Source organism: Enterobacter sp. JBIWA003, assembly GCF_019968825.1.
GTDB lineage: Bacteria > Pseudomonadota > Gammaproteobacteria > Enterobacterales > Enterobacteriaceae > Enterobacter > Enterobacter quasiroggenkampii.
The window spans coordinates 3,585,407-3,605,740 of the sequence record NZ_CP074170.1 but is presented as its reverse complement, the minus strand read 5'-3'; the positions used below and the strand labels follow the sequence as shown (position 1 = coordinate 3,605,740).

The 20,334-nt window shown below is 58.3% G+C and carries 16 protein-coding genes; 9 read left to right on the top strand and 7 right to left on the bottom strand.

The annotated features are described in order from the left end of the window. Position 1: 1 nt before the first annotated feature. Entirely contained in the window at positions 2-352 is a 351-nt protein-coding gene (locus KGP25_RS17225; protein WP_023294259.1) for an ArsC family reductase, read from the bottom strand. Positions 353-739: 387 nt separating this feature from the next. Here KGP25_RS17225 and ypfM point away from each other — a divergent pair, with 387 nt between their 5' ends. Beyond that, a complete protein-coding gene (gene ypfM / locus KGP25_RS17220) occupies positions 740-799 on the top strand; it encodes a protein YpfM (RefSeq protein ID WP_015572204.1) in 60 nt (19 codons plus the stop codon). A 109-nt stretch (positions 800-908) separates the two neighbouring features. Here ypfM and acrD read toward each other — a convergent pair whose 3' ends face one another. Together acrD and narQ are read right to left on the bottom strand one after the other, a co-directional pair. After that, the gene (acrD, locus tag KGP25_RS17215; RefSeq protein ID WP_150147810.1) at positions 909-4,022 is read right to left on the bottom strand and encodes a multidrug efflux RND transporter permease AcrD; all 3,114 of its coding nucleotides are present in this window, start codon (positions 4,020-4,022) and stop codon (positions 909-911) included. Between the two features lie 142 nt (positions 4,023-4,164). Next, positions 4,165-5,859 carry a nitrate/nitrite two-component system sensor histidine kinase NarQ gene (narQ, locus tag KGP25_RS17210; RefSeq protein ID WP_126534721.1) on the bottom strand — a complete coding sequence of 565 codons (1,695 nt, stop codon included), beginning with the start codon at positions 5,857-5,859 and terminating at the stop codon, positions 4,165-4,167. 152 nt (positions 5,860-6,011) lie between these two features. Between narQ and aegA the strand changes: the two genes are divergently transcribed. From aegA to KGP25_RS17195, 3 genes are all read left to right on the top strand, one after another. Continuing rightward, positions 6,012-7,991, top strand: a complete 1,980-nt coding sequence (aegA, locus tag KGP25_RS17205; protein WP_223539346.1) for a formate-dependent uric acid utilization protein AegA — start codon at positions 6,012-6,014, stop codon at positions 7,989-7,991. Positions 7,992-8,057: 66 nt separating this feature from the next. Beyond that, positions 8,058-8,651 (top strand): GDP-mannose pyrophosphatase NudK, encoded by a 594-nt coding sequence (gene nudK, locus KGP25_RS17200; protein WP_223539345.1) that lies wholly within the window; start codon positions 8,058-8,060, stop codon positions 8,649-8,651. A gap of 101 nt (positions 8,652-8,752) precedes the next feature. Further along, entirely contained in the window at positions 8,753-9,796 is a 1,044-nt protein-coding gene (locus KGP25_RS17195; RefSeq protein WP_045908589.1) for a DUF1176 domain-containing protein, read from the top strand. A gap of 374 nt (positions 9,797-10,170) precedes the next feature. On the opposite strand, the gene tkt is transcribed toward KGP25_RS17195, so the two are convergent. Further along, positions 10,171-12,159: a transketolase gene (gene tkt / locus KGP25_RS17190; protein ID WP_223539344.1), complete on the bottom strand. Its 1,989-nt coding sequence runs from the start codon at positions 12,157-12,159 to the stop codon at positions 10,171-10,173. Between the two features lie 19 nt (positions 12,160-12,178). Further along, on the bottom strand, positions 12,179-13,129 hold the full coding sequence (gene tal / locus KGP25_RS17185; RefSeq protein WP_223539343.1) for a transaldolase: 951 nt from the start codon (positions 13,127-13,129) through the stop codon (positions 12,179-12,181). A gap of 289 nt (positions 13,130-13,418) precedes the next feature. Here tal and maeB point away from each other — a divergent pair, with 289 nt between their 5' ends. Beyond that, the gene (maeB, locus tag KGP25_RS17180) at positions 13,419-15,698 is read left to right on the top strand and encodes an NADP-dependent oxaloacetate-decarboxylating malate dehydrogenase (RefSeq protein WP_045406103.1); all 2,280 of its coding nucleotides are present in this window, start codon (positions 13,419-13,421) and stop codon (positions 15,696-15,698) included. A 97-nt stretch (positions 15,699-15,795) separates the two neighbouring features. Here maeB and hemF read toward each other — a convergent pair whose 3' ends face one another. Together hemF and amiA are read right to left on the bottom strand one after the other, a co-directional pair. Next, positions 15,796-16,695: an oxygen-dependent coproporphyrinogen oxidase gene (gene hemF, locus KGP25_RS17175; RefSeq protein WP_223539342.1), complete on the bottom strand. Its 900-nt coding sequence runs from the start codon at positions 16,693-16,695 to the stop codon at positions 15,796-15,798. Continuing rightward, positions 16,695-17,570: an N-acetylmuramoyl-L-alanine amidase AmiA gene (amiA, locus tag KGP25_RS17170; protein ID WP_223539341.1), complete on the bottom strand. Its 876-nt coding sequence runs from the start codon at positions 17,568-17,570 to the stop codon at positions 16,695-16,697. Before amiA ends, hemF begins: the two co-directional genes overlap by 1 nt. A gap of 212 nt (positions 17,571-17,782) precedes the next feature. On the opposite strand from amiA, the gene KGP25_RS17165 reads away from it, so the two are divergent. The 4 genes from KGP25_RS17165 to KGP25_RS17150 all read left to right on the top strand — a co-directional run bounded on the left by KGP25_RS17165 (position 17,783) and on the right by KGP25_RS17150 (position 20,275). Then, positions 17,783-18,208, top strand: a complete 426-nt coding sequence (locus tag KGP25_RS17165; RefSeq protein WP_008501614.1) for a GNAT family acetyltransferase — start codon at positions 17,783-17,785, stop codon at positions 18,206-18,208. Continuing rightward, the gene (locus tag KGP25_RS17160; RefSeq protein ID WP_048226167.1) at positions 18,195-18,644 is read left to right on the top strand and encodes a DUF2919 domain-containing protein; all 450 of its coding nucleotides are present in this window, start codon (positions 18,195-18,197) and stop codon (positions 18,642-18,644) included. The genes KGP25_RS17165 and KGP25_RS17160 overlap by 14 nt, the downstream gene beginning before the upstream one ends. Before the next feature lie 63 nt (positions 18,645-18,707). Then, complete coding sequence (locus KGP25_RS17155) at positions 18,708-19,283, top strand: RpoE-regulated lipoprotein (RefSeq protein WP_223539340.1); 576 nt, start codon at positions 18,708-18,710, stop codon at positions 19,281-19,283. 92 nt (positions 19,284-19,375) lie between these two features. Further along, a complete protein-coding gene (locus tag KGP25_RS17150) occupies positions 19,376-20,275 on the top strand; it encodes a Dyp-type peroxidase (protein ID WP_048226164.1) in 900 nt (299 codons plus the stop codon). Positions 20,276-20,334 lie beyond the last annotated feature (59 nt).

The window sequence follows — 20,334 nt, the reverse complement described above, 5'->3', positions numbered from 1 at the left end:
CTCAACGAAAAAAGTCGGAATAAAGGGTTTCACTGAAACCCAGCAGCATAGGCTGCCCTGGCGCGCAGAGCAATGGGCGTTTGATAATTGCCGGCATCTCGAGCATCAGTTTTGCCGCGCTGTCGGCATCTTTGATGCTGGCGCGCAGAGAGTCGTCCAGTTTACGCCAGGTGGTACCGCGGGTGTTCAGCAGGGCTTCCCAGCCCAGTTCGCGAATAGCGCTATGCAGAAATTCTGCATCGAGCCCATCGGCACGGTAATCGTGGAAGCGGTACTCTACGCTGTTAGCGTCCAGCCAGCGGCGGGCTTTTTTGATGGTGTCGCAATTTTTAATGCCGTACATCACAACCATGGTGAATCCTTTTGATGTTCTGATAATTAAATGTTCAGTAAATTCGAAGATATATCCTTAAGTGGAATATAACACATTCAGGAATTGTCTGGATTAATGCGCCTGCTTAATTCGACTCACAACTGTACGCTGAATATTCTTTCATCATTTAAGCATAGATGTCCATAAACTTTAAAAACCCAATAAACTCAGCCAATAAAATAAAACTCACCCGTTCGTAGGGTTATTTCAAAATATTGCTGGTCGTCACAAAAAATTGAGGGCTCTCCGTTCATATTTATCATAAATCCCCGCAGGACGTGGGGTACAATCACAGCAATTGGTTAAATAGTCTTCACAATGATGGTACGTTTTTGTAGAATGCGCATAATAATAAGAGAGGTTGTTATGATTGAACGTGAACTGGGGAACTGGAAAGATTTTATCGAAGGCATGCTTCGTAAATGACATTCAGTAAGAATTGCAAGAGCACTAAAATAAGTAAAATAACCATAGTGTGAATTAATCACACAGTAAAAAGGCGGCCGATAAAGCCGCCTTTTTTTATTTCAACCACTTACTCAGGACGTTCCTTTAGCGGGAAGCGGCGACGCACCAGCACAAAGAACAGCGGAACGAAGTAAATGGCCAGGATGGTGGCCGAAATCATGCCGCCCATCACTCCCGTGCCGACGGCATGCTGGCTGCTGGAGCCTGCGCCAGTGCTGGTCGCCATCGGCAGTACACCAAAAATAAACGCCAGTGACGTCATCAGGATTGGACGCAGGCGCTGACGGCAAGCGTGCAGAGTGGCGGCCATCAGCTCGTGGCCTTTGGCATTCATCTCGTTGGCAAACTCGACGATCAGAATGGCGTTTTTCGCCGATAGCCCAATGACGGTGAGCAGGCCCACCTGGAAGTAAACATCGTTCTCCAGGCCGCGCATCCAGGTCGCGAGCAGCGCACCGATAACCCCAAGAGGCACGACCAGCATGACCGAGAACGGGACCGACCAGCTCTCATATAGTGCGGCAAGGCAGAGGAAGACCACCAGTAGCGAGAGCGCGTAAAGGGCCGGGGCCTGCGCCCCTGAGAGACGCTCCTGGTAAGACATGGCCGTCCACTCGAGACCAAAACCGGCGGGCAGCTGTTGCACCAGTTTTTCCATGGTGTCCATGGCGGTACCGGTGCTGACGCCCGGCGCGGCTTCTCCGACGATTTCAACCGCAGAATAGCCGTTATAGCGTTCCAGGCGTGGCGATCCGCTCTCCCAGTGTGAACTGGCAAAGGCGGAGAACGGCACCATGCCGCCAGTATTATTTCTGACAAACCAGCGGTTAATATCATCCGGCAGCATGCGGAACGGCGCGGCGGACTGGACATACACTTTTTTCACGCGGCCGCGATCCATAAAGTCATTCACATAGCTCGACCCCCACGCCGTTTGCAGGGTGTCGTTGATATCGTTGATCGAGACGCCCAGCGCCTGCGCCTTACGCTGGTCGATATCCACCTGAAGCTGCGGGCTGTCGTCGAGGCCGTTATGGCGAACGCGGGTCAGGCCAGGATCGTTGCCTGCCAGCGCTAACAGCTTATCGCGTGCCGCCATCAGCGCCGTATGGCCTGCACCGGCGTGATCCTGCAGCTCCATATCGAACCCGGCGGAACTGCCCAGCCCGCTTATCGCCGGCGGACTGCTGGCAAAGACGCGCGCCTCTTTGATGTGCGCAAAGGCTTTTGTCGCACGTTCAATAATGGCAAACGAGGTGCCCGTCCGGGTATCGCGCTCGTCCCAGTCCTTCAGGCGGACAAACATGCGGGCGACGTTCTGCCCGTTACCACCCGGGCCAGAGCCGACGGTAGAGAAGACCGACACAACGTTATCTTTCTCTTTGGTGAAGAAGTACTGTTCCACTTTCTGCACCACTTTCAGCGTCTGCTGCTGCGTTGCGCCGCTCGGAAGCTGCACCGAGGTGGTGAACATCCCCCGGTCTTCCATCGGCAGGAACGAGGTGGGCAGGTGCAGGAACAGCCAGACCATGCCGCCCAGCAGCACAACGTAAATCATCATCCAGCGCAGGCTGCGGTGCAGTACGCGACCAACGGCAGATTCATACCGCGCGGCGTTGCGGTTGAACATGCGGTTAAACCAGCCGAAGAACCCTTTCTGCCCGTGATGCTCCCCTTTGTGCAGCGGTTTCAGAATGGTGGCGCACAGCGCGGGGGTGAGGATCAGCGCGACCAGCACGGAGAGCACCATCGCCGAGACGATGGTGATCGAGAACTGGCGGTAAATCGCCCCGGTGGTGCCGCCAAAGAAGGCCATCGGGATAAAGACGGCCGACAGCACCATCGCAATCCCGACCAGCGCCCCCTGAATTTGCCCCATGGACTTGCGCGTCGCCTGGCGCGGAGAGAGCCCTTCTTCGCTCATGATGCGCTCGACGTTTTCAACCACCACGATGGCATCATCCACCAGAAGGCCGATTGCCAGCACCATCGCAAACATCGTCAGGGTATTAATGCTGTACCCGAATGCGTAGAGCACCGCAAAGGTCCCCAGCAGCACCACGGGGACGGCAATGGTGGGGATCAGCGTCGCGCGGAAGTTTTGCAGGAACAGGTACATGACCAGGAACACCAGCGCGATGGCTTCGAGCAGAGTCTTCACCACGTCCTCAATGGAGGCTTTAACGAAAGAGGTGGTTTCATAGGCGACTTTGTACTCCAGCCCATGCGGGAAATACTGCGACAGCTCATCCAGACGGTCTAATACCAGTTTCGCCGTCGCCATTTCGTTCGCGCCGGAGGCCAGCTTAATCCCCAGACCGGAGGCCTGATTGCCGTTAAAGCGGCTCAGGTAGTCGTATTTCTCCGCCCCCATTTCCACCGTGGCGACATCGCCGAGACGCACTTCCGACCCGTCCTGATTCACGCGCAGGGTGATATTGCGGAACTGGTCCGGCGTCTGCAGCAGGGATTGCGAATTAATGGTGGCGTTCAGGGCTTGCTTATCAACGGAAGGCGTTCCCCCCAGTTGCCCCACGGCAATCTGGGCGTTCTGGGCTTTAATGGCATCCGTCACGTCGGTTGCCGTCATCTGGTAGCTGTTCAGCTTGTTGGGATCGAGCCAGATACGCATGGAGTATTGTGAGCCGTAGGCGTCGATATCCCCGACGCCGTTGATCCGGCTGATGGGATCCTGAATATTACTGGCGACGTAGTCCGCGATGTCCTGTTTATCCATCGAGCCATCTGTCGAGACAAAGGCGATGGTCAATATGTTGGTATCGCCGGTTTTACGCACGGTCACGCCCTGGTTTTGCACCGCCTGGGGCAGCTTGCGCATGGCCGACTGCAGCTGGTTTTGGACCTGCTGCACCGCTTCGTCCGGGTCGGTGCCCGCCTTAAAGCTCAGGGTGACCGTCGCCTGTCCCGTGGCGCTGCTTTGCGAGGACATGTACATCAGGTTATCCAGACCCGTCATGTTCTGCTCGATAACCTGCGTCACGGTATTTTCCAGCGTCTGAGCGGACGCGCCGGGGTAGTTTGCGGTGACGCGCACGTTCGGCGGTGCCAGGTCGGGGTATTGCTCAACGGGAAGTGAAGTAATCGCCAGGACGCCTGTCAGACACAACAGGATGGCAAGCACCCAGGCAAAAATGGGGCGATCGATAAAAAAATTCGCCATGAAAGTGTGACCTCGTTTTGCTGCACGTCATTATTGTTTATTGCCCGCATAACTTTAGCGGTAAGGCCCAGGTCAAACGTGGAGAAATAAAGGAGATAGTGTAAATTATCATGCGCTTTTCCCTGCGCTTCCCTCTTTACCGTTATTTACCCGTTAACGGCGTAGGCGCCGGAAACGTCACGCTGACCAGCGTGCCGCCGTTTTGCGGCTGCGAGAAGTGCAGCACTCCTCCAAGCCGCTGCGCGCGTTCGCGCATAATGTTCAGCCCGTAATGTCCCGGCGGCTCGCTGGCTTCGCCAATCCCGATGCCGTTGTCGCGAATGCTGACGCTGTGTGTACCGTCCGCTGCAGTCACGCAGCTGACGGTGATTTCGCTCGCCTGCGCGTGCTTAATGGCGTTCAGCACGGCTTCACGCACGATCTGCAGCAAATGCACCTGCTTTTGCGCGTCCAGCGCCAGCGAGGAGAGGCGGCAGTCGAGATGCAGTTTCGCCTGCGTCTGGCTCTGCAGCCCGTCGAGTGACTCCTGCAGCGCCGCGGGTAAATTCGCATGGTTCAGCGTCAGGCGGAAGGTGGTCAGCAGCTCGCGAAGCTGCTGCCAGGCGTTGTTCAGCTCACGGGAGAAGTCGGTGATAATAGCCTGCGCTTGGGTATTTTCTTCCGGCACGGCGCGTTTGAGCAACGCAAGCTGAATGCGCAGATACGACAGCACCTGCGCCAGCGAATCGTGCAGCTCGCGGGCAATGGTGGCGCGCTCTTCCATCAGCAGCAGCTGCTGGTAATGCTTTTGCGCCTGGTTAAAGTACAGCCCGCGCCCGAGCATGGTCGCCACGCTTCTCATCAGCGGAAGGGGGACGCTGTCCGCCTCGCTTTGCCAGCGCAGCTCGCCGTAGAGCGTGTCCTGCATCAGTACCGGCAGGTTTTGCAGAGGGATACCCTCAGCCTCCGTCCCTTCACACAGCCGCCAGTCGTCGCTGGTGCGCAGTTCCAGATAATTCATCTGCGTATAGTCATGGACAATCTGCAGGATATGCCGGAAACAGTGGCTGTCTATCTGGCCGGTATTGAGCGCCTGCGAGCACTTGAACAGCATGTCGAGCTGCTGGTGGGCTTCGTGCAGGTGCCGCGTCTTTTCCGCAACCGAGGCTTCGAGCGAACGGTAGAGCGTATCGAGCTCGGCTGACATGTGGTTAAAGGCGCGTGAAAGCTGGCCCAGCTCGTTCGGCAGGGCACTATCAGGCGCAGGAGTGGCAAATTCGCCGCGCTCAATGCGTTCGCTGGCCGCCACCAGGTTATTCAGCGGCAGCACCACCTGACGACGGATGCGTCGCAGGGTAAACAGCGTCAGCAGCAGGATCCCGAGTGCGCCAGCCAGCGAGAGCAGGGTGACCGTCTGAATTTTATGTTCGGTGTAGTGCTGGAGGGCGAGCACAAAGGCATCAATGCGGCCGACAAAATCTTCTATATTGCGTTGATACCACGCGTTGTCGCCGCGGGCGATGTGCGCATCCATCTCCTGCCAGGCCACATGCAGCTGCTGATAGCGTGCTTTCACATTGTCCGGGACGTACCAGCGGTTCAGCTTCTGCAGGGCAGGCGCGCCGAGCGTCTGTTGCCAGCTCTCGCGATGTGCCGCAAGGGAAGGGCTGTTGCGCTGCATCTCGTAGCCCAGACGATAGCTCTGCATGCGCAGTGAGCCAGCGATGTTGATGGCTTCGGCATCGCGCTGGCTGCTGGCCAGCGTCAGCAGCGCGACGGTGCTGCTGAGCACGGATAGGGCAATGATCGAAAAGAAAGCCCAGGCAAGGCTTCCGGAAACGGGTCGTTTAACGGTCACAGAACGGCTCTCTGAATAAAATTGATCTGCCACAGGTTCACTGGAAATAATTGGGCGTTCAGGGCATTTGAACATTGCCCGATCGCACCGTGATGCGTAAATACCATACTCTTATAAAGAGAAAGGTTATTGAACCAAAAACAGGTGTGGTTATGAATCGTTTTATTATGGCTAACAGCCAGCAGTGCATTGGGTGTCGCGCCTGCGAAGTGGCCTGCGTGATGGCGCACAACGATGAGCAGCATGTCCTGAGCGAGCGCCATTTTCATCCCCGTATCACGGTCCTGAGATCCGGCGAGAAGAGCCGCCCGGTGACCTGCCATCATTGCGAAAATGCACCCTGCGCGCAAAGCTGCCCGAACGGCGCCATCAGCAAATGCGATGACAGCGTACAGGTGAATCAACAAAAATGCATCGGCTGTAAGGCCTGCGTGGTGGCCTGCCCGTTTGGCACGATGGAGATTATCGTCACCCCGCTCGACAATGGCAGCGTGAAGGCCTCGGCGAATAAATGCGATCTCTGCCTGACGCGTCCACACGGCCCGGCCTGTATCGAAAATTGCCCCGCAGATGTCCTCTCCCTGGCGACGCCTGCCGTGCTGGATAATCTGGCGAAATCGCGCCGACAGCGCACGGCCTGCCTGGAGGCGCAACCCTGGCATGATGCGGAGGCCGTCAGCGTGGACGCGCCGCGTACCAAACTGCAGCAGATGCAGGCGACGGCGCCCCGCGGCGAGCCCGATAAGCTGGCTGCCGCCGAACGCGTGAGCCATTTTAGCGAAATTTACCTGCCGTTCCGGGCCGAACAGGCCGCCCGCGAGGCGTCGCGCTGCCTGAAGTGCGGCGAGCACAGCATTTGCGAATGGACCTGCCCGCTGCACAACCACATTCCGCAGTGGATTGAGCGCCTCAACGCGGGGGATATCACCGGCGCGGCTGAGCTTTCTCATCAGACCAACTGTTTACCTGAAATTACCGGCCGCGTCTGTCCGCAGGACCGGCTATGCGAGGGGGCCTGCACGCTGCGTGAAGCGGCGGGCGGCGTGACCATCGGCAACATTGAGCGTTATATCGCCGATCGGGCGCTGGCGATGGGCTGGCGGCCGGATATGTCCTCCGTCACGCCGTCAGGTAAACGTGTCGCGATTGTCGGCGCGGGGCCCGCCGGGCTGGCGTGCGCCGACGTGCTGGCGCGCCACGGCGTGAGCGTGACGGTCTATGACCGGCATCCGGAGATCGGCGGTTTGCTGACCTTTGGCATCCCGGCATTTAAGCTCGACAAATCGCTGCTCGCGCGGCGCAGAGAGATATTTACCGCGATGGGGATCCGCTTCGAGCTGAACTGTGAGGTGGGCCAGGACGTGTCGATGTCACAGCTAAAGCACGATTACGACGCCCTGTTTATTGGGGTGGGAACCTATCGTTCGATGAAGGCGGGTATCCCGAACGAGGACGCGCCAGGGGTCTACGACGCGCTGCCTTTCCTGGTGGGCAACACGCGGCATGTTATGGGGCTGGAGGCGACGGCCAGCGAACCGTTCATCGACACCCGTGGCCTGAACGTGGTGGTGCTGGGCGGAGGCGACACCGCGATGGACTGCGTCCGCACTGCGTTACGCCACGGGGCGGCAAACGTCACCTGCGCCTATCGTCGGGATGAGGCCAACATGCCAGGCTCGAAGAAAGAGGTGAAGAACGCCAGAGAAGAGGGGGCCGCGTTTGAGTTTAACGTTCAGCCGGTTGAGCTGACGCTGGATCCGAACGGTAAGGTCAACGGTATCCGGATGCTGCGAACCGTGCTCGGTGAACCGGATGCGCAGGGACGGCGTCGGCCCGTTCCGGTGGCGGGCAGCGAGTTTGTGATGGCCGCGGATGCGGTCATCATGGCGTTTGGTTTTAATCCTCACGCGATGCCCTGGCTGCAGGCGCAGGGGGTTGAAACGGACGACTGGGGACGGATCGTGGCCTCGGTTGAGAGCCGCTACCGTTACCAGACGACCAATCCGCAGATCTTCGCCGGGGGCGATGCGGTACGCGGCGCGGATCTGGTGGTGACCGCGATGGCGGAAGGACGTCATGCCGCGCAAGGGATACTCGACTGGCTGGGAGGTAATGCGCCACAGCATCATTAATCCGGCGGGCGACAAAGCGGGATTCACGGCGTAGTATAGGACGACTCATTGTGTCGTGGAGCCCGTATGACCCTGAAAATAGACGTTATCAAAGACAAAATTCTCTCTGAAAACTACTTTGTCCTGCGTAACATCACCTACGATCTGACGCGTAACAACGGCGAAGTGATCCGCCACAGGCGCGAGGTCTACGACCGCGGCAACGGGGCAACTATCCTGCTCTATAATCGTGAAAAGCAGAGCGTGGTGCTGATCCGCCAGTTCAGGGTGGCAACATGGGTCAATGGCAACCCGGACGGACGTCTGATTGAAACCTGCGCGGGCCTGCTCGATGACGATGAGCCGGAAGTCTGCATCCGCAAAGAGGCCGTCGAAGAGACCGGCTTCGAAGTGGGCGAGGTCAAAAAGGTCTTCGAGCTGTTTATGTCGCCGGGCGGCGTGACGGAAATCGTCCATTTCTTCATCGCGGAATACAGCGACGCGCAGCGCACTCACCGGGGCGGCGGCGTAGAGGATGAAGATATCGAAGTGCTGGAGCTTCCTTTTGCCCGGGCGCTGGAGATGGTGCGTTCAGGCGAAATCAGGGATGGTAAAGCGGTGATATTACTGCAGTATTTACAGACTACCGGGCTGATGAATCCCCCTTTCGAACGGATATAGCCTGTTTTTCGGGTATATCTGATAAATCCGATTGAGCAACCCCGGCGGGAACACGAAGATACTGCCCAGTTACGCGTTTTCGTTCCGGGATTGTGCCATTCATGCGCTACAGCGTCTTTTTATTTTCCCTGTTTTATGTGCTCCTCGCGCCGCAGGTGCGGGCTGCACCCGCGCAGCAAGCCTTTTCTGACTGGCAGGTGACCTGCAATAACCAGAACTTTTGCCTTGCCCGCAACACGGGCGAACACCGTGGTCTGGTCATGACGCTCACCCGAAGCGCCGGGGCGAAAACGGATGCCACGCTGCGTATCGATCTCGGCGGGCTTGATACGCCTTCCGTGAAAGAGCCTGAGATTGCCCCCCGGCTGTTGCTGGATAATATTCCCCTGAAGCTGGACAAACAGCGCTGGCAGCTCACGCCCTGGCATCTGAAAACGGACGATGCGGCCACCATCACCGCCTTTCTGAAAAATATCCAGGAAGGGAAGGCCCTGACCCTTCGCGGCGGTAAGCAGGTGATTTCTCTGAGCGGTCTGAAAGCCGCGCTGCTGTTCATTGATGCGCAGCAAAAGCGCGTGGGCAGTGAAACCGCGTGGATCAGAAAAGGTGACGATCCGCCGTTAAGCGTACCGCCCGCACCCGCCCTGAAAAAGGTGGCGACCGTTAATCCTACCCCAACACCGCTTTCCCATGCCGAACTGAACGACCTGCTGGATTATGGCACCGGCAGGATGAACAGCAGCCAGTGCTCGCTGGATCCTAACCGCCGGGAAGTGCGCGTCACCGCGTTAACCGATGACAAGGCGCTGCTGATCGTCAGCTGCGAGGCGGGGGCCTATAACACCGTCGATCTGGCGTGGCTGGTGTCACGTAAGAAACCGTTCTCTGCCCGCAGCGTCAGGCTGCGTCTGCCGTTTACGCCGTCAAGCGACAGCAGCGAAATAGAGTTGATGAACGCCAGCTTTGATGAGAAGACGCGCGAGCTGACTACGCTCTCGCTGGGGCGCGGTATGGGCGACTGTGGGTTCCAGACGCGCTGGCGGTTTGACGGCCAGCGTTTCCGCCTGGTGCGTTATGCTGAGGAACCCAGCTGCGATAACTGGAACGGGCCAGACGCCTGGCCCACGCTGTGGATCACGCGGTAGCTTTTTGCCGGGTGGCGCAGTCGCTTACCCGGCCTACGAATCTTGCGGTCTGTGGCAATGTGCCGGGTGGCGGCTTCGCCTTACCCGGCCTACAAATCTTGCGGTCTGTGGCAATGTGCCGGGTGGCGGCTTCGCCTTACCCGGCCTACGAATCTTGCGGTCTGTGGCAATGTGCCGGGTGGCGGCTTCGCCTTACCCGGCCTAAGAATCTTGCGGTCTGTGGCAATGTGCCGGGTGGCGGCTTTGCCTTACCCGGCCTACGAATCTTGCGGTCTGTGGCAATGTACCGGGTGGTGGCTTCGCCTTACCCGGCCTACAAAAAACCGAGCCGTAGGCCGGGTAAGCGACAGCGCCACCCGGCAACGCAGGCCGCACTACAGCACGCTCAGCGCCTTCTCCACCACGTTCTCAACCGTAAAGCCGAAGTACGGGAACAGCTTATCGGCAGGGGCGGACTCACCGTAGCCCCGCATGCCCACAATCGCTCCTTTGAGCCCGACATACTTGTACCAGTAGTCGGCAATACCGGCCTCCACCGCCACGCGCGCCGCGACGTTAGAGGGCAGCACCGATTCCCGGTACGCCTCGTCCTGGGCGTCAAAGATATCCGTGGAAGGCAGGGAGACTACCCGCACCGCGTGGCCCTCGGCGGTCAGTTTCTCCGCCGCTTTCACCGTGATTTCTACCTCTGAACCGGTCGCAATCAGGATCACGTCCGGCTTGCCGCCGCTGTCTTTCAGGATATAGCCGCCGCGAGCGATGTTTTTCACCTGCTCTGGCGTGCGCTCTATCTGCGCCAGGTTCTGGCGTGACAGAATCAGTGCCGTCGGGCCGTTATGGCGTTCTACCGCCAGCTTCCAGCCCACCGCCGCTTCGACCTGATCGCAGGGACGCCAGGTGCTGAAGTTTGGCGTCAGGCGCAGGCTCGCCAGCTGTTCAACCGCCTGGTGGGTGGGGCCGTCTTCTCCCAGACCGATGGAGTCGTGGGTATAGACCATAATCTGCCGCGCCTTCATCAGCGCTGCCATGCGCGCCGCGTTACGGGCGTACTCGACGAACATCAGGAAGGTGGCGGTGTAGGGCACGAAGCCACCGTGGTGAGCGATGCCGTTGGCGATCGCGGTCATCCCGAACTCGCGCACGCCGTAGTGGATATAGTTCCCGGCAATATCCTCTTTCAGCGATTTAGAGCCCGACCAGATGGTCAGGTTACTCGGCGCCAAATCCGCCGAGCCGCCCAGCAGTTCAGGGAGAAGAGGGCCAATCGCATTCAGGGTGTTTTGCGACGCCTTACGGGTGGCGATTTTTGCCGGGTTGGACTGCAGGTTTTCAATCAGCGCCTGAGTTTTATCGTCCCAGTCCTCCGGCAGACCGCCGCTCATGCGGCGGGAAAACTCGGCGGCCAGATCCGGGTGCGCTTTTTTGTACGCGGCAAACTTCTCGTTCCAGGCGTGCTGGGCTTTTTCACCCGCTTCACGGGCATCCCAGGCTCTGTAGATCTCTTTCGGGATTTCAAATGGCGGGTATTTCCAGCCCAGCTTCTGGCGGGTCAGCGCCACTTCTTCGTCACCCAGCGCCGCGCCGTGCGCCTCTTCTTTGCCCGCCTTGTTCGGTGAGCCGAAGCCTATAACCGTGCGGCAGATAATCAGGGACGGTTTGTCCTTCACGCTCTGCGCTTCCTGAATCGCTTTTTTCACCGCCTCAGGATCGTGGCCGTCGATCTCGTGCACCACGTGCCAGTGGTAGGCCTCGAAGCGTTTTGCCGTGTCGTCAGTGAACCAGCCTTCGGTTTCCCCGTCGATGGAGATGCCGTTGTGATCGTAGAACCCGATCAGCTTGCCCAGCCCCAGGGTGCCCGCCAGGGAGCAGACCTCGTGGGAGATCCCCTCCATCAGACAGCCGTCACCCATAAACACATAGGTGTAGTGATCGACAATCTCGTGGTCCGGCTGGTTGAACTGTGCCGCCAGCGTACGTTCGGCAATCGCCAGCCCGACCGCATTTGCCAGCCCCTGACCGAGCGGCCCGGTGGTGGTCTCCACGCCCGGCGTATAGCCGATCTCCGGGTGTCCCGGGGTTTTGGAGTGCAGCTGGCGGAAGTTTTTCAGCTCCTCAAGCGGCAGATCGTAACCGGACAAGTGTAGCAGGCTGTAGAGCAGCATCGAGGCGTGGCCGTTGGAGAGAATAAAGCGGTCACGGTCATACCAGGTGGGATCGTTGGGGTTGTGCTTCAGGAAGTCGTTCCACAGCACTTCGGCAATATCGGCCATGCCCATCGGTGCGCCGGGGTGGCCGGAATTGGCTTTCTGCACGGCATCCATGCTGAGGGCGCGGATGGCATTGGCGAGCTCTTTACGGGACATAGTTCACTCCGTGGCAAGGTTAAAGTTTGGCAGCGAGAAGATCTTCAAGTTTGCGCTGGTCGACGGCGAACAGACGGATACCTTCCGCCAGTTTTTCCACGGCCATTGCGTCCTGATTGTGCTCCCAGCGGAACTCCGCTTCGGTCATGGCTTTCGGTTTTGGCAGAACGGTAGAGGTTGGCACCAGCTTGCGGATCACCGTCTCTTCTTTGTCCTGTAGTTCTTTGAGCAGGTTAGGGGAGATGGTCAGGCGGTCGCAGCCTGCCAGGGCAAGGATCTGCTCGGTACGGCGGAAGCTGGCCCCCATCACGATGGTTTCGTAGCGATGCTGCTTGTAGTAGTCGTAAATATTGCGCACCGATTTCACCCCCGGGTCCTCATCCACCACGTACGGATCCATCGGCTGTTTCGCCTGGTACCAGTCGTAGATGCGGCCTACAAACGGTGACACCAGGAACACGCCCGCTTCGGCACAAGCGCGCGCCTGGGCAAAGGAGAACAGCAGCGTCAGGTTGCAGTGAATCCCCTCTTTTTCCAGCACCTCTGCGGCGCGGATGCCTTCCCAGGTCGACGCCAGCTTGATCAGAATGTGTGATTTATCGATCCCCTGCTCCTGGTAGAGTTCCACCAGACGACGCGCTTTATTAATGCTCTTTTCTTTATCGAACGAGAGGCGGGCGTCGACTTCGGTCGAGACGCGGCCCGGAATGCTTTTAAGAATTTCCGCACCAAAATTAACCGCCAGCTTGTCGCTGGCTTCGGCGACCTGCTGCTCCTGCGTTTTCCCGCGCTGCTTACCGTAGGCAATGGCGTCATCAATCAGATGACTAAAATGGGCAAGCCCGGCTGCCTTGAGCAGTAGCGAAGGGTTAGTGGTCGCATCCTCCGGCTGGTAGTGACGAATCGACTCGATATCGCCGCTGTCGGCTACCACGGTGGTGAATTGTTTGATGCCGTCTAGCTGGTTCATAAATGATTACTCCTTGGAAATAAAAGAGTTAGATGAGTGCGTTAGTTCACACTTCTGGAAAAATCATGATGGACTTAACAAAAAAGCATAGCAGACGGGGGAGGCATTGCTTTTGAGACGGGTAACATGGCTGTTATAAATTGATAACAATTTTTAATGTGTGATGGTGAGAGTTTGGCAGCCTTCAAAGTTTAGGAGGCAGTCTGAGGCGATACTAGGCGGCACACCAGGGTGTGCAACCGGATCGCTTTCGTCACCCTTTTGACCGATACGTGAAAGGATAAATAAGATGGATGAGCAGTTGAAACAGAGTGCCCTCGATTTTCACGAGTTCCCTGTCCCGGGCAAAATTCAGGTCTCCCCAACCAAACCGCTGGCAACCCAGCGCGATCTGGCGCTGGCCTATTCGCCGGGCGTAGCGGCCCCGTGTCTGGAAATCGAAAAAGATCCGCTGGCGGCCTACAAATATACCGCGCGTGGCAACCTTGTTGCCGTGATCTCTAACGGCACGGCGGTACTGGGTCTCGGTAACATCGGCGCGCTGGCCGGTAAGCCGGTGATGGAAGGCAAGGGGGTGCTGTTCAAAAAATTCGCCGGTATCGACGTGTTTGATATCGAGGTGGACGAGCTCGATCCTGACAAATTCATCAACGTGGTGGCCGCGCTGGAGCCGACCTTCGGGGGGATCAACCTGGAAGACATTAAAGCGCCGGAATGTTTCTATATCGAGCAGAAGCTGCGCGAGCGTATGAACATTCCCGTGTTCCATGACGACCAGCACGGTACGGCCATTATCAGCACCGCCGCCATTCTCAACGGCCTGCGCGTGGTGGAGAAAAATCTCTCCGACGTGCGCATGGTGGTGTCGGGCGCAGGCGCCGCGGCGATTGCCTGTATGAACCTGCTGGTAGCGCTGGGTATGCAGAAACACAACATTGTGGTCTGTGACTCTAAGGGCGTGATTTACAAAGATCGCGAGCCGAACATGGCGGAAACCAAAGCGGCGTATGCGGTAGAAGACGACGGTAAACGCACGCTTGAGGACGTGATCGACGGCGCGGATATCTTCCTCGGCTGCTCGGGTCCGAAGGTGCTGACCCAGGAGATGGTGAAGAAGATGGCGCGCGCGCCGATGATCCTGGCCCTGGCCAACCCGGAACCGGAAATTCTGCCGCCGCTGGCGAAAGCGGTGCGTGAAGACGCCATTATCTGTACCGGGCGTTCCGACTACCCGAACCAGGTCAACAACGTGCTCTGCTTCCCGTTCATCTTCCGCGGCGCGCTGGACGTCGGCGCGACGGCAATCAACGAAGAGATGAAGCTGGCCGCCGTGCACGCCATCGCGGAGCTGGCCCACGCCGAGCAGAGCGAAGTGGTTGCCTCAGCTTATGGCGATCAGGATCTGAGCTTTGGCCCTGACTACATCATTCCAAAACCGTTCGACCCGCGTCTGATTGTCAAAATTGCCCCTGCGGTGGCCAAAGCGGCGATGGATTCCGGCGTGGCGACGCGTCCGATTGAGGATTTCGACGCTTACGTCGATAAACTCACCGAGTTTGTCTATAAAACGAACCTGTTCATGAAGCCGATCTTCTCCCAGGCGCGCGCCGACGCGAAGCGCGTGGTGCTGGCGGAAGGGGAAGAGGCGCGCGTGCTGCACGCCACTCAGGAGCTGATCACCTTAGGCCTGGCGAAGCCGATTCTGATTGGTCGTCCGAGCGTGATCGAAATGCGTATCCAGAAGCTGGGCCTGCAGATTAAGCCGGGCGTCGACTTCGAGATCGTCAACAACGAATCCGATCCGCGCTTCAAAGAGTACTGGAGCGAATACTACGCGATCATGAAACGTCGGGGGATCACCCAGGAGCAGGCGCAGAAAGCCGTCATCAGCAACACGACGGTGATCGGCGCGATCATGGTCCATCGCGGCGAGGCGGATGCGCTGATCTGCGGCACCATCGGCGATTACCACGAGCACTTTAGCGTGGTGCAGGAGATCTTCGGCTATCGCGACGGCGTGCACACCGCCGGGGCGATGAACGCCCTGCTGCTGCCAAGCGGCAACACCTTTATTGCCGATACCTACGTTAACGACGATCCCACCCCGGACGAGCTGGCGGAGATCACCGTGATGGCCGCTGAGACCGTGCGTCGCTTTGGTATCGAACCGAAGGTGGCGCTGCTGTCGCACTCTAACTTTGGTTCGTCTAAATCGGCGGCGGCCTGCAAAATGCGTGAGACGCTGGCGCTGGTGCGCGAGCGCGCGCCAGAGCTGATGATTGACGGGGAAATGCACGGCGATGCGGCGCTGGTGGAGAGCATCCGTAACGAACGTATGCCGGACAGCCCGCTGAAGGGATCGGCAAATATCCTGATTATGCCGAACGTGGAAGCGGCGCGTATCAGCTATAACCTGCTGCGCGTCTCCAGCTCTGAAGGGGTGACCGTAGGACCGGTGCTGATGGGCGTGGCAAAACCGGTGCACGTGTTAACGCCGATTGCCTCCGTGCGCCGTATCGTGAATATGGTGGCGCTGGCGGTGGTTGAGGCGCAGACGCAGCCGCTGTAAACCCCTCACCCTAACCCTCTCCCCATAGGGGAGAGGGAACTGCACCGAGCCGTCTTTCACCCTCTCCCCTATGGGGAGAGGGCCGGGGTGAGGGGAGTTACACCCAATCCCGCACCTGAATAAACTCTTTTAAGGCAGCCTCCGGGCTGCCTTCTTTTGGCTCGTAGCAGTACTCCCAGCGCACCAGCGGCGGCATCGACATCAGAATCGACTCCGTGCGCCCGCCGGTCTGCAGGCCGAACAGCGTCCCGCGATCCCACACCAGGTTGAACTCCACGTAGCGCCCGCGGCGGTAGAGCTGGAACTCACGCTCGCGCACGCCGTAGTCGGTGTTTTTACGGCGTTCGACGATGGGCAGATAGGCGTCGGTATAGCCTTCACCTACCGCGCGCATAAAGCTGAACGCGGTATCAAAATCAGGCGTGTTGAGGTCGTCAAAGAACAGTCCGCCGATGCCGCGCTGCTCGTCGCGGTGCTTCAGGTAAAAGTAGTCGTCGCACCACTTTTTATATTTCGGGTAAACGTCTTCGCCAAACGGCACACAAAGGTCCCGCGCGGTGGTGTGCCAGTGCACGGCATCCTCTTCGAAGCCGTAGTAGGGCGTCATGTCGAAACCGCCGCCAAACCACCAGACCGGATCGGCCCCCGGCTTTTCGGCAATGAAAAAGCGCACGTTGGCGTGGCTGGTCGGCACAAACGGGTTGTGCGGATGCACCACCAGCGAGACGCCCATCGCTTCGAAGCTGCGGCCTGCAAGCTCAGGACGATGTGCCGTCGCAGACGCGGGCATCGCGTCGCCATGAACGTGGGAAAAATTCACCCCGGCCTGTTCAAAGATGCCGCCGTTACGCAGCACGCGGCTGCGTCCGCCACCACCGGCCTCGCGCTGCCAGGTATCTTCCTGAAATTCTCCGCCGTCTGCGGCGGCCAGTTTCTGGCAAATCTCATCCTGCAGCTGCAGCAGGAACGTTTTGACCAGTTGAGCATTGGGTTTCATCAACGTTTCCTGGAGTGCGCTTTTTGGTTATCGAACCAGTTGAAGTAACTGATAATGCCGGAAGCGATGGCGTTGGCAATCTTCTGACGAAACGCCGCGGTGCCGAGGAGTCGCTCCTCTTCCGGGTTGGTAATGAACGAGGTTTCCACCAGTACGGACGGGATGGACGGTGATTTCAGCACCACGAACGTCGCCTGCTCGGTGCCTTTACTGTGCAGTCGATGCACCGGCTTAATCTTTTTCAGAATATGCGAGCCGAGCGTCAGGCTATTTTTGATCGTATCCGTCTGCACGAGGTCGAACAGCACCTGCTGTAGCAGGTGGTCCTTGTCAGTGGCTTTCTTCCCGGCGACTTCATCCGCCCGGTTTTCGCGATCGGAGAGGTATTTCGCCATGGCGCTACTGGCGCCGCGGTTGGAAAGCGCAAACACCGAGGCGCCGGCGGCAGACGGGTTGGTAAAGCCGTCGGCGTGAATCGACATAAACAGATCCGCCCCGTGCTGGTGGGCGATCTCTACGCGGTCATACAGCGGAATAAAGGTATCGCCAGAGCGCGTCAGGCGGGCGTCAATGCCGTTGCTGCGTAAAATCGCCCGCACATTTTTTGCAATCGCCAGCACGACGTGTTTTTCTTTCGACCCGTTTTTGCCGATGGCGCCGGTATCAATACCGCCGTGGCCTGGGTCGAGCATCACCAGACGCTTCGCGCCCGGCTTTTTCGTTTTCGGTTTGCTGTGTCCGTTACTGGTTTTGAGCGTGCTCTCGTCTTTCGCCTGAGCCTGCTTTGCGATGCCCGTTAACGTTAAGGCCGCCAGCCCCGCTTTGAGAACCTGACGACGCGATGTGAGTGCTTTTAATGGTTTGAATGTGCTCATGCGGCCTGAATACTAAAAAATGGGGTCCTGGTGTTATATCGTATCGCGTTTAGCGTTACGACAGTCCATAGTGAGAATTGTTTTACTTTTCATTTCAATACGTGACAAAGTGACATTATGCCAAATTTTGGCGAGATTTTCCCCGGTTATTGGCTAAAGGCGTGGTTCGCGCCATAATCACTGTTTTTAAACCCGAAAAGGCGGTTAATACCATGGAGATACGCGTTTTTCGCCAGGAAGATTTCGAAGAGGTGATCACCCTTTGGGAGCGCTGCGATCTGCTGCGTCCGTGGAACGATCCGGAAATGGATATCGAACGTAAGGTGAATCACGACGTCAGTCTGTTTCTGGTCGCGGAAGTCAATGGCGAGGTCGTGGGGACAGTCATGGGCGGTTACGACGGCCATCGCGGCTCGGCCTATTATCTGGGCGTGCATCCGGAATACCGTGGTCGCGGCATCGCCAATGCGCTGCTCAACCGGCTCGAGAAGAAGCTGATCGCCCGCGGCTGTCCGAAAATCCAGATCATGGTGCGGGAAGATAACGACGTGGTGCTGGGTATGTATGAACGCCTGGGCTACGTACACGCTGACGTGCTGAATTTAGGAAAGCGTCTCATCGAAGATGAAGAGTACTGAGATCCATCCGGCAGACTATGACGCGCAGGGGCGCGTCAGGCTGCCCTTTTTATTCTGGTGCGTTCTGCTGCTCCAGGCCCGGACCTGGGTGCTGTTCGTGATGGCCGCCGCGTCGCGCGGGCAGGGCGACACGCTGCTGACGCTCTTTTATCCCGATCACGATGCCTTCTGGCTCGGCTTGCTGCCGGGCGTACCGGCGGTGGTGGCTTTCTTATGCAGCGGCCGACGGCATGCAATCCCGCGTTTGTGGCGCGCGCTTCGCGGGCTGCTGATCCTTGCCCAGATTGCGCTGCTCTTCTGGCAGCCGGTACTCTGGTGGTACGGTGAACCGCTGACGGGCATCGGCGTTGCGCTGGTGGTTGCCGATATTGTGGCGCTGCTGTGGCTGCTGACCAACCCGCGCCTTCGCGCCTGTTTTGCGCCGCAGGATGATTAATCCGGCACTTTTTGCCGATGTCGCACTCCAACAAGCGTTGATTTAACACGTAAGGACGTTTCAATGAAATCGCTGCGTTTACTCTTATGCGCTCTCCCGCTGGCATTGACCGGCTGTTCGACGCTCTCCTCCATTAACTGGTCCGCCGCGTATCCGTGGAACTGGTTTGGCTCATCAACGGAAGTGACCGAGCAGGGCGTGGGGAAAATTACCGCCGCGACGGCGCTGGATCAGAATGCTATTCAGGATGCGCTCAGCAGCGATTACCGCCTGCGCAGCGGCATGAAAACAGAGAATGGCAATATAGTGCGCTATTACGAAGCGCTGAAGGGCGACAAGCTGGCACTGGTGATCAACGTTGACAAAGGCACGGTAAACCGGATTGCCGTCATGGATGAAGATATTCCGACCGCCAGCGGCGTGAAGGTCGGGACCCCGTTTAGCGATCTTTATAAGCAGGCCTTTGGCAACTGCTCCAGCGCGCCGTCCGACAATGAAGTGGCGGTGGAGTGTAAGGCGGAAGGCAGCCAGCACATCAGCTATGTTTTTACCGGCACCTGGAGCGGTCCGGAAGGGTTGATGCCGTCTGACGACACGCTGAAGAGCTGGAAAGTGAGCAAAATACTCTGGAAGCAGTAATTTGCGTCTGAACAAACCGCCTCGCTGAAATCCGGGTATAATAGCCGCCATCAATGCCACGCTGACGTGGCATCTTTATTTCAGGAGGAGCGATGTCTCAGGTTCAGAGTGGCATTTTGCCAGAACATTGCCGCGCGGCGATTTGGATTGAAGCCAATGTCAAAGGGGACGTGGATGCCCTGCGTGCGGCCAGCAAAGCGTTTATTGATAAACTGGCGACCTTCCAGGCCAAATTCCCGGAAGCCCACCTCGGCGCCGTTGTTGCGTTTGGCAATAACGTCTGGCGTCAGCTGAGCGGCGGCGAAGGGGCGGAAGAGCTGAAAGACTTCATCCCTTACGGCAAAGGCCTGGCTCCGGCGACCCAGTACGACGTGCTGATCCACATTCTTTCTCTGCGTCACGACGTGAATTTCTCCGTTGCCCAGGCGGCGGTGGCGGCCTTTGGCGACAGCATTGAGGTGCAGGAAGAGGTTCACGGTTTCCGCTGGGTCGAAGAGCGCGATCTGAGCGGCTTCGTCGACGGAACGGAAAACCCGGCAGGGGAAGAGACGCGTCGTGAAGTCGCGGTAATCAAAGACGGCGTGGACGCGGGCGGCAGCTACGTGTTCGTGCAGCGCTGGGAGCATAACCTCAAGCAGCTTAACCGCATGAGCGTGCACGACCAGGAGATGATGATTGGCCGTACGAAAGAGGCCAACGAAGAGATCGACGGTGATGACCGTCCGGTCACCTCGCACCTGACCCGCGTTGACCTCAAGGAAGACGGTAAAGGACTGAAGATTGTCCGCCAGAGCCTGCCGTACGGCACGGCAAGCGGCACGCACGGCCTCTACTTCTGCGCCTACTGCGCGCGCCTGTATAATATTGAACAGCAGCTGCTGAGCATGTTCGGCGATACCGACGGCAAGCGCGACGCCATGCTGCGCTTCACCAAACCGGTGACCGGCGGCTACTACTTCGCGCCGTCCGTTGAGCGTCTGCTGGCGCTGTAAAACCGCTCTCCATACGTAGGCCGGGTAAGCGTTAGCGCCACCCGGCAATTTTCCCTGCC

Coding starts and splice junctions, on each gene's coding strand:
- KGP25_RS17225 (WP_023294259.1), bottom strand. CDS start 352: ATGGTTGTGATGTACGGCATTAAAAATTGCGACACCATCAAAAAAGCC.
- acrD (WP_150147810.1), bottom strand. CDS start 4,022: ATGGCGAATTTTTTTATCGATCGCCCCATTTTTGCCTGGGTGCTTGCC.
- aegA (WP_223539346.1), top strand. CDS start 6,012: ATGAATCGTTTTATTATGGCTAACAGCCAGCAGTGCATTGGGTGTCGC.
- nudK (WP_223539345.1), top strand. CDS start 8,058: ATGACCCTGAAAATAGACGTTATCAAAGACAAAATTCTCTCTGAAAAC.
- KGP25_RS17195 (WP_045908589.1), top strand. CDS start 8,753: ATGCGCTACAGCGTCTTTTTATTTTCCCTGTTTTATGTGCTCCTCGCG.
- tkt (WP_223539344.1), bottom strand. CDS start 12,159: ATGTCCCGTAAAGAGCTCGCCAATGCCATCCGCGCCCTCAGCATGGAT.
- tal (WP_223539343.1), bottom strand. CDS start 13,129: ATGAACCAGCTAGACGGCATCAAACAATTCACCACCGTGGTAGCCGAC.
- maeB (WP_045406103.1), top strand. CDS start 13,419: ATGGATGAGCAGTTGAAACAGAGTGCCCTCGATTTTCACGAGTTCCCT.
- hemF (WP_223539342.1), bottom strand. CDS start 16,695: ATGAAACCCAATGCTCAACTGGTCAAAACGTTCCTGCTGCAGCTGCAG.
- amiA (WP_223539341.1), bottom strand. CDS start 17,570: ATGAGCACATTCAAACCATTAAAAGCACTCACATCGCGTCGTCAGGTT.
- KGP25_RS17165 (WP_008501614.1), top strand. CDS start 17,783: ATGGAGATACGCGTTTTTCGCCAGGAAGATTTCGAAGAGGTGATCACC.
- KGP25_RS17160 (WP_048226167.1), top strand. CDS start 18,195: ATGAAGAGTACTGAGATCCATCCGGCAGACTATGACGCGCAGGGGCGC.
- KGP25_RS17155 (WP_223539340.1), top strand. CDS start 18,708: ATGAAATCGCTGCGTTTACTCTTATGCGCTCTCCCGCTGGCATTGACC.
- KGP25_RS17150 (WP_048226164.1), top strand. CDS start 19,376: ATGTCTCAGGTTCAGAGTGGCATTTTGCCAGAACATTGCCGCGCGGCG.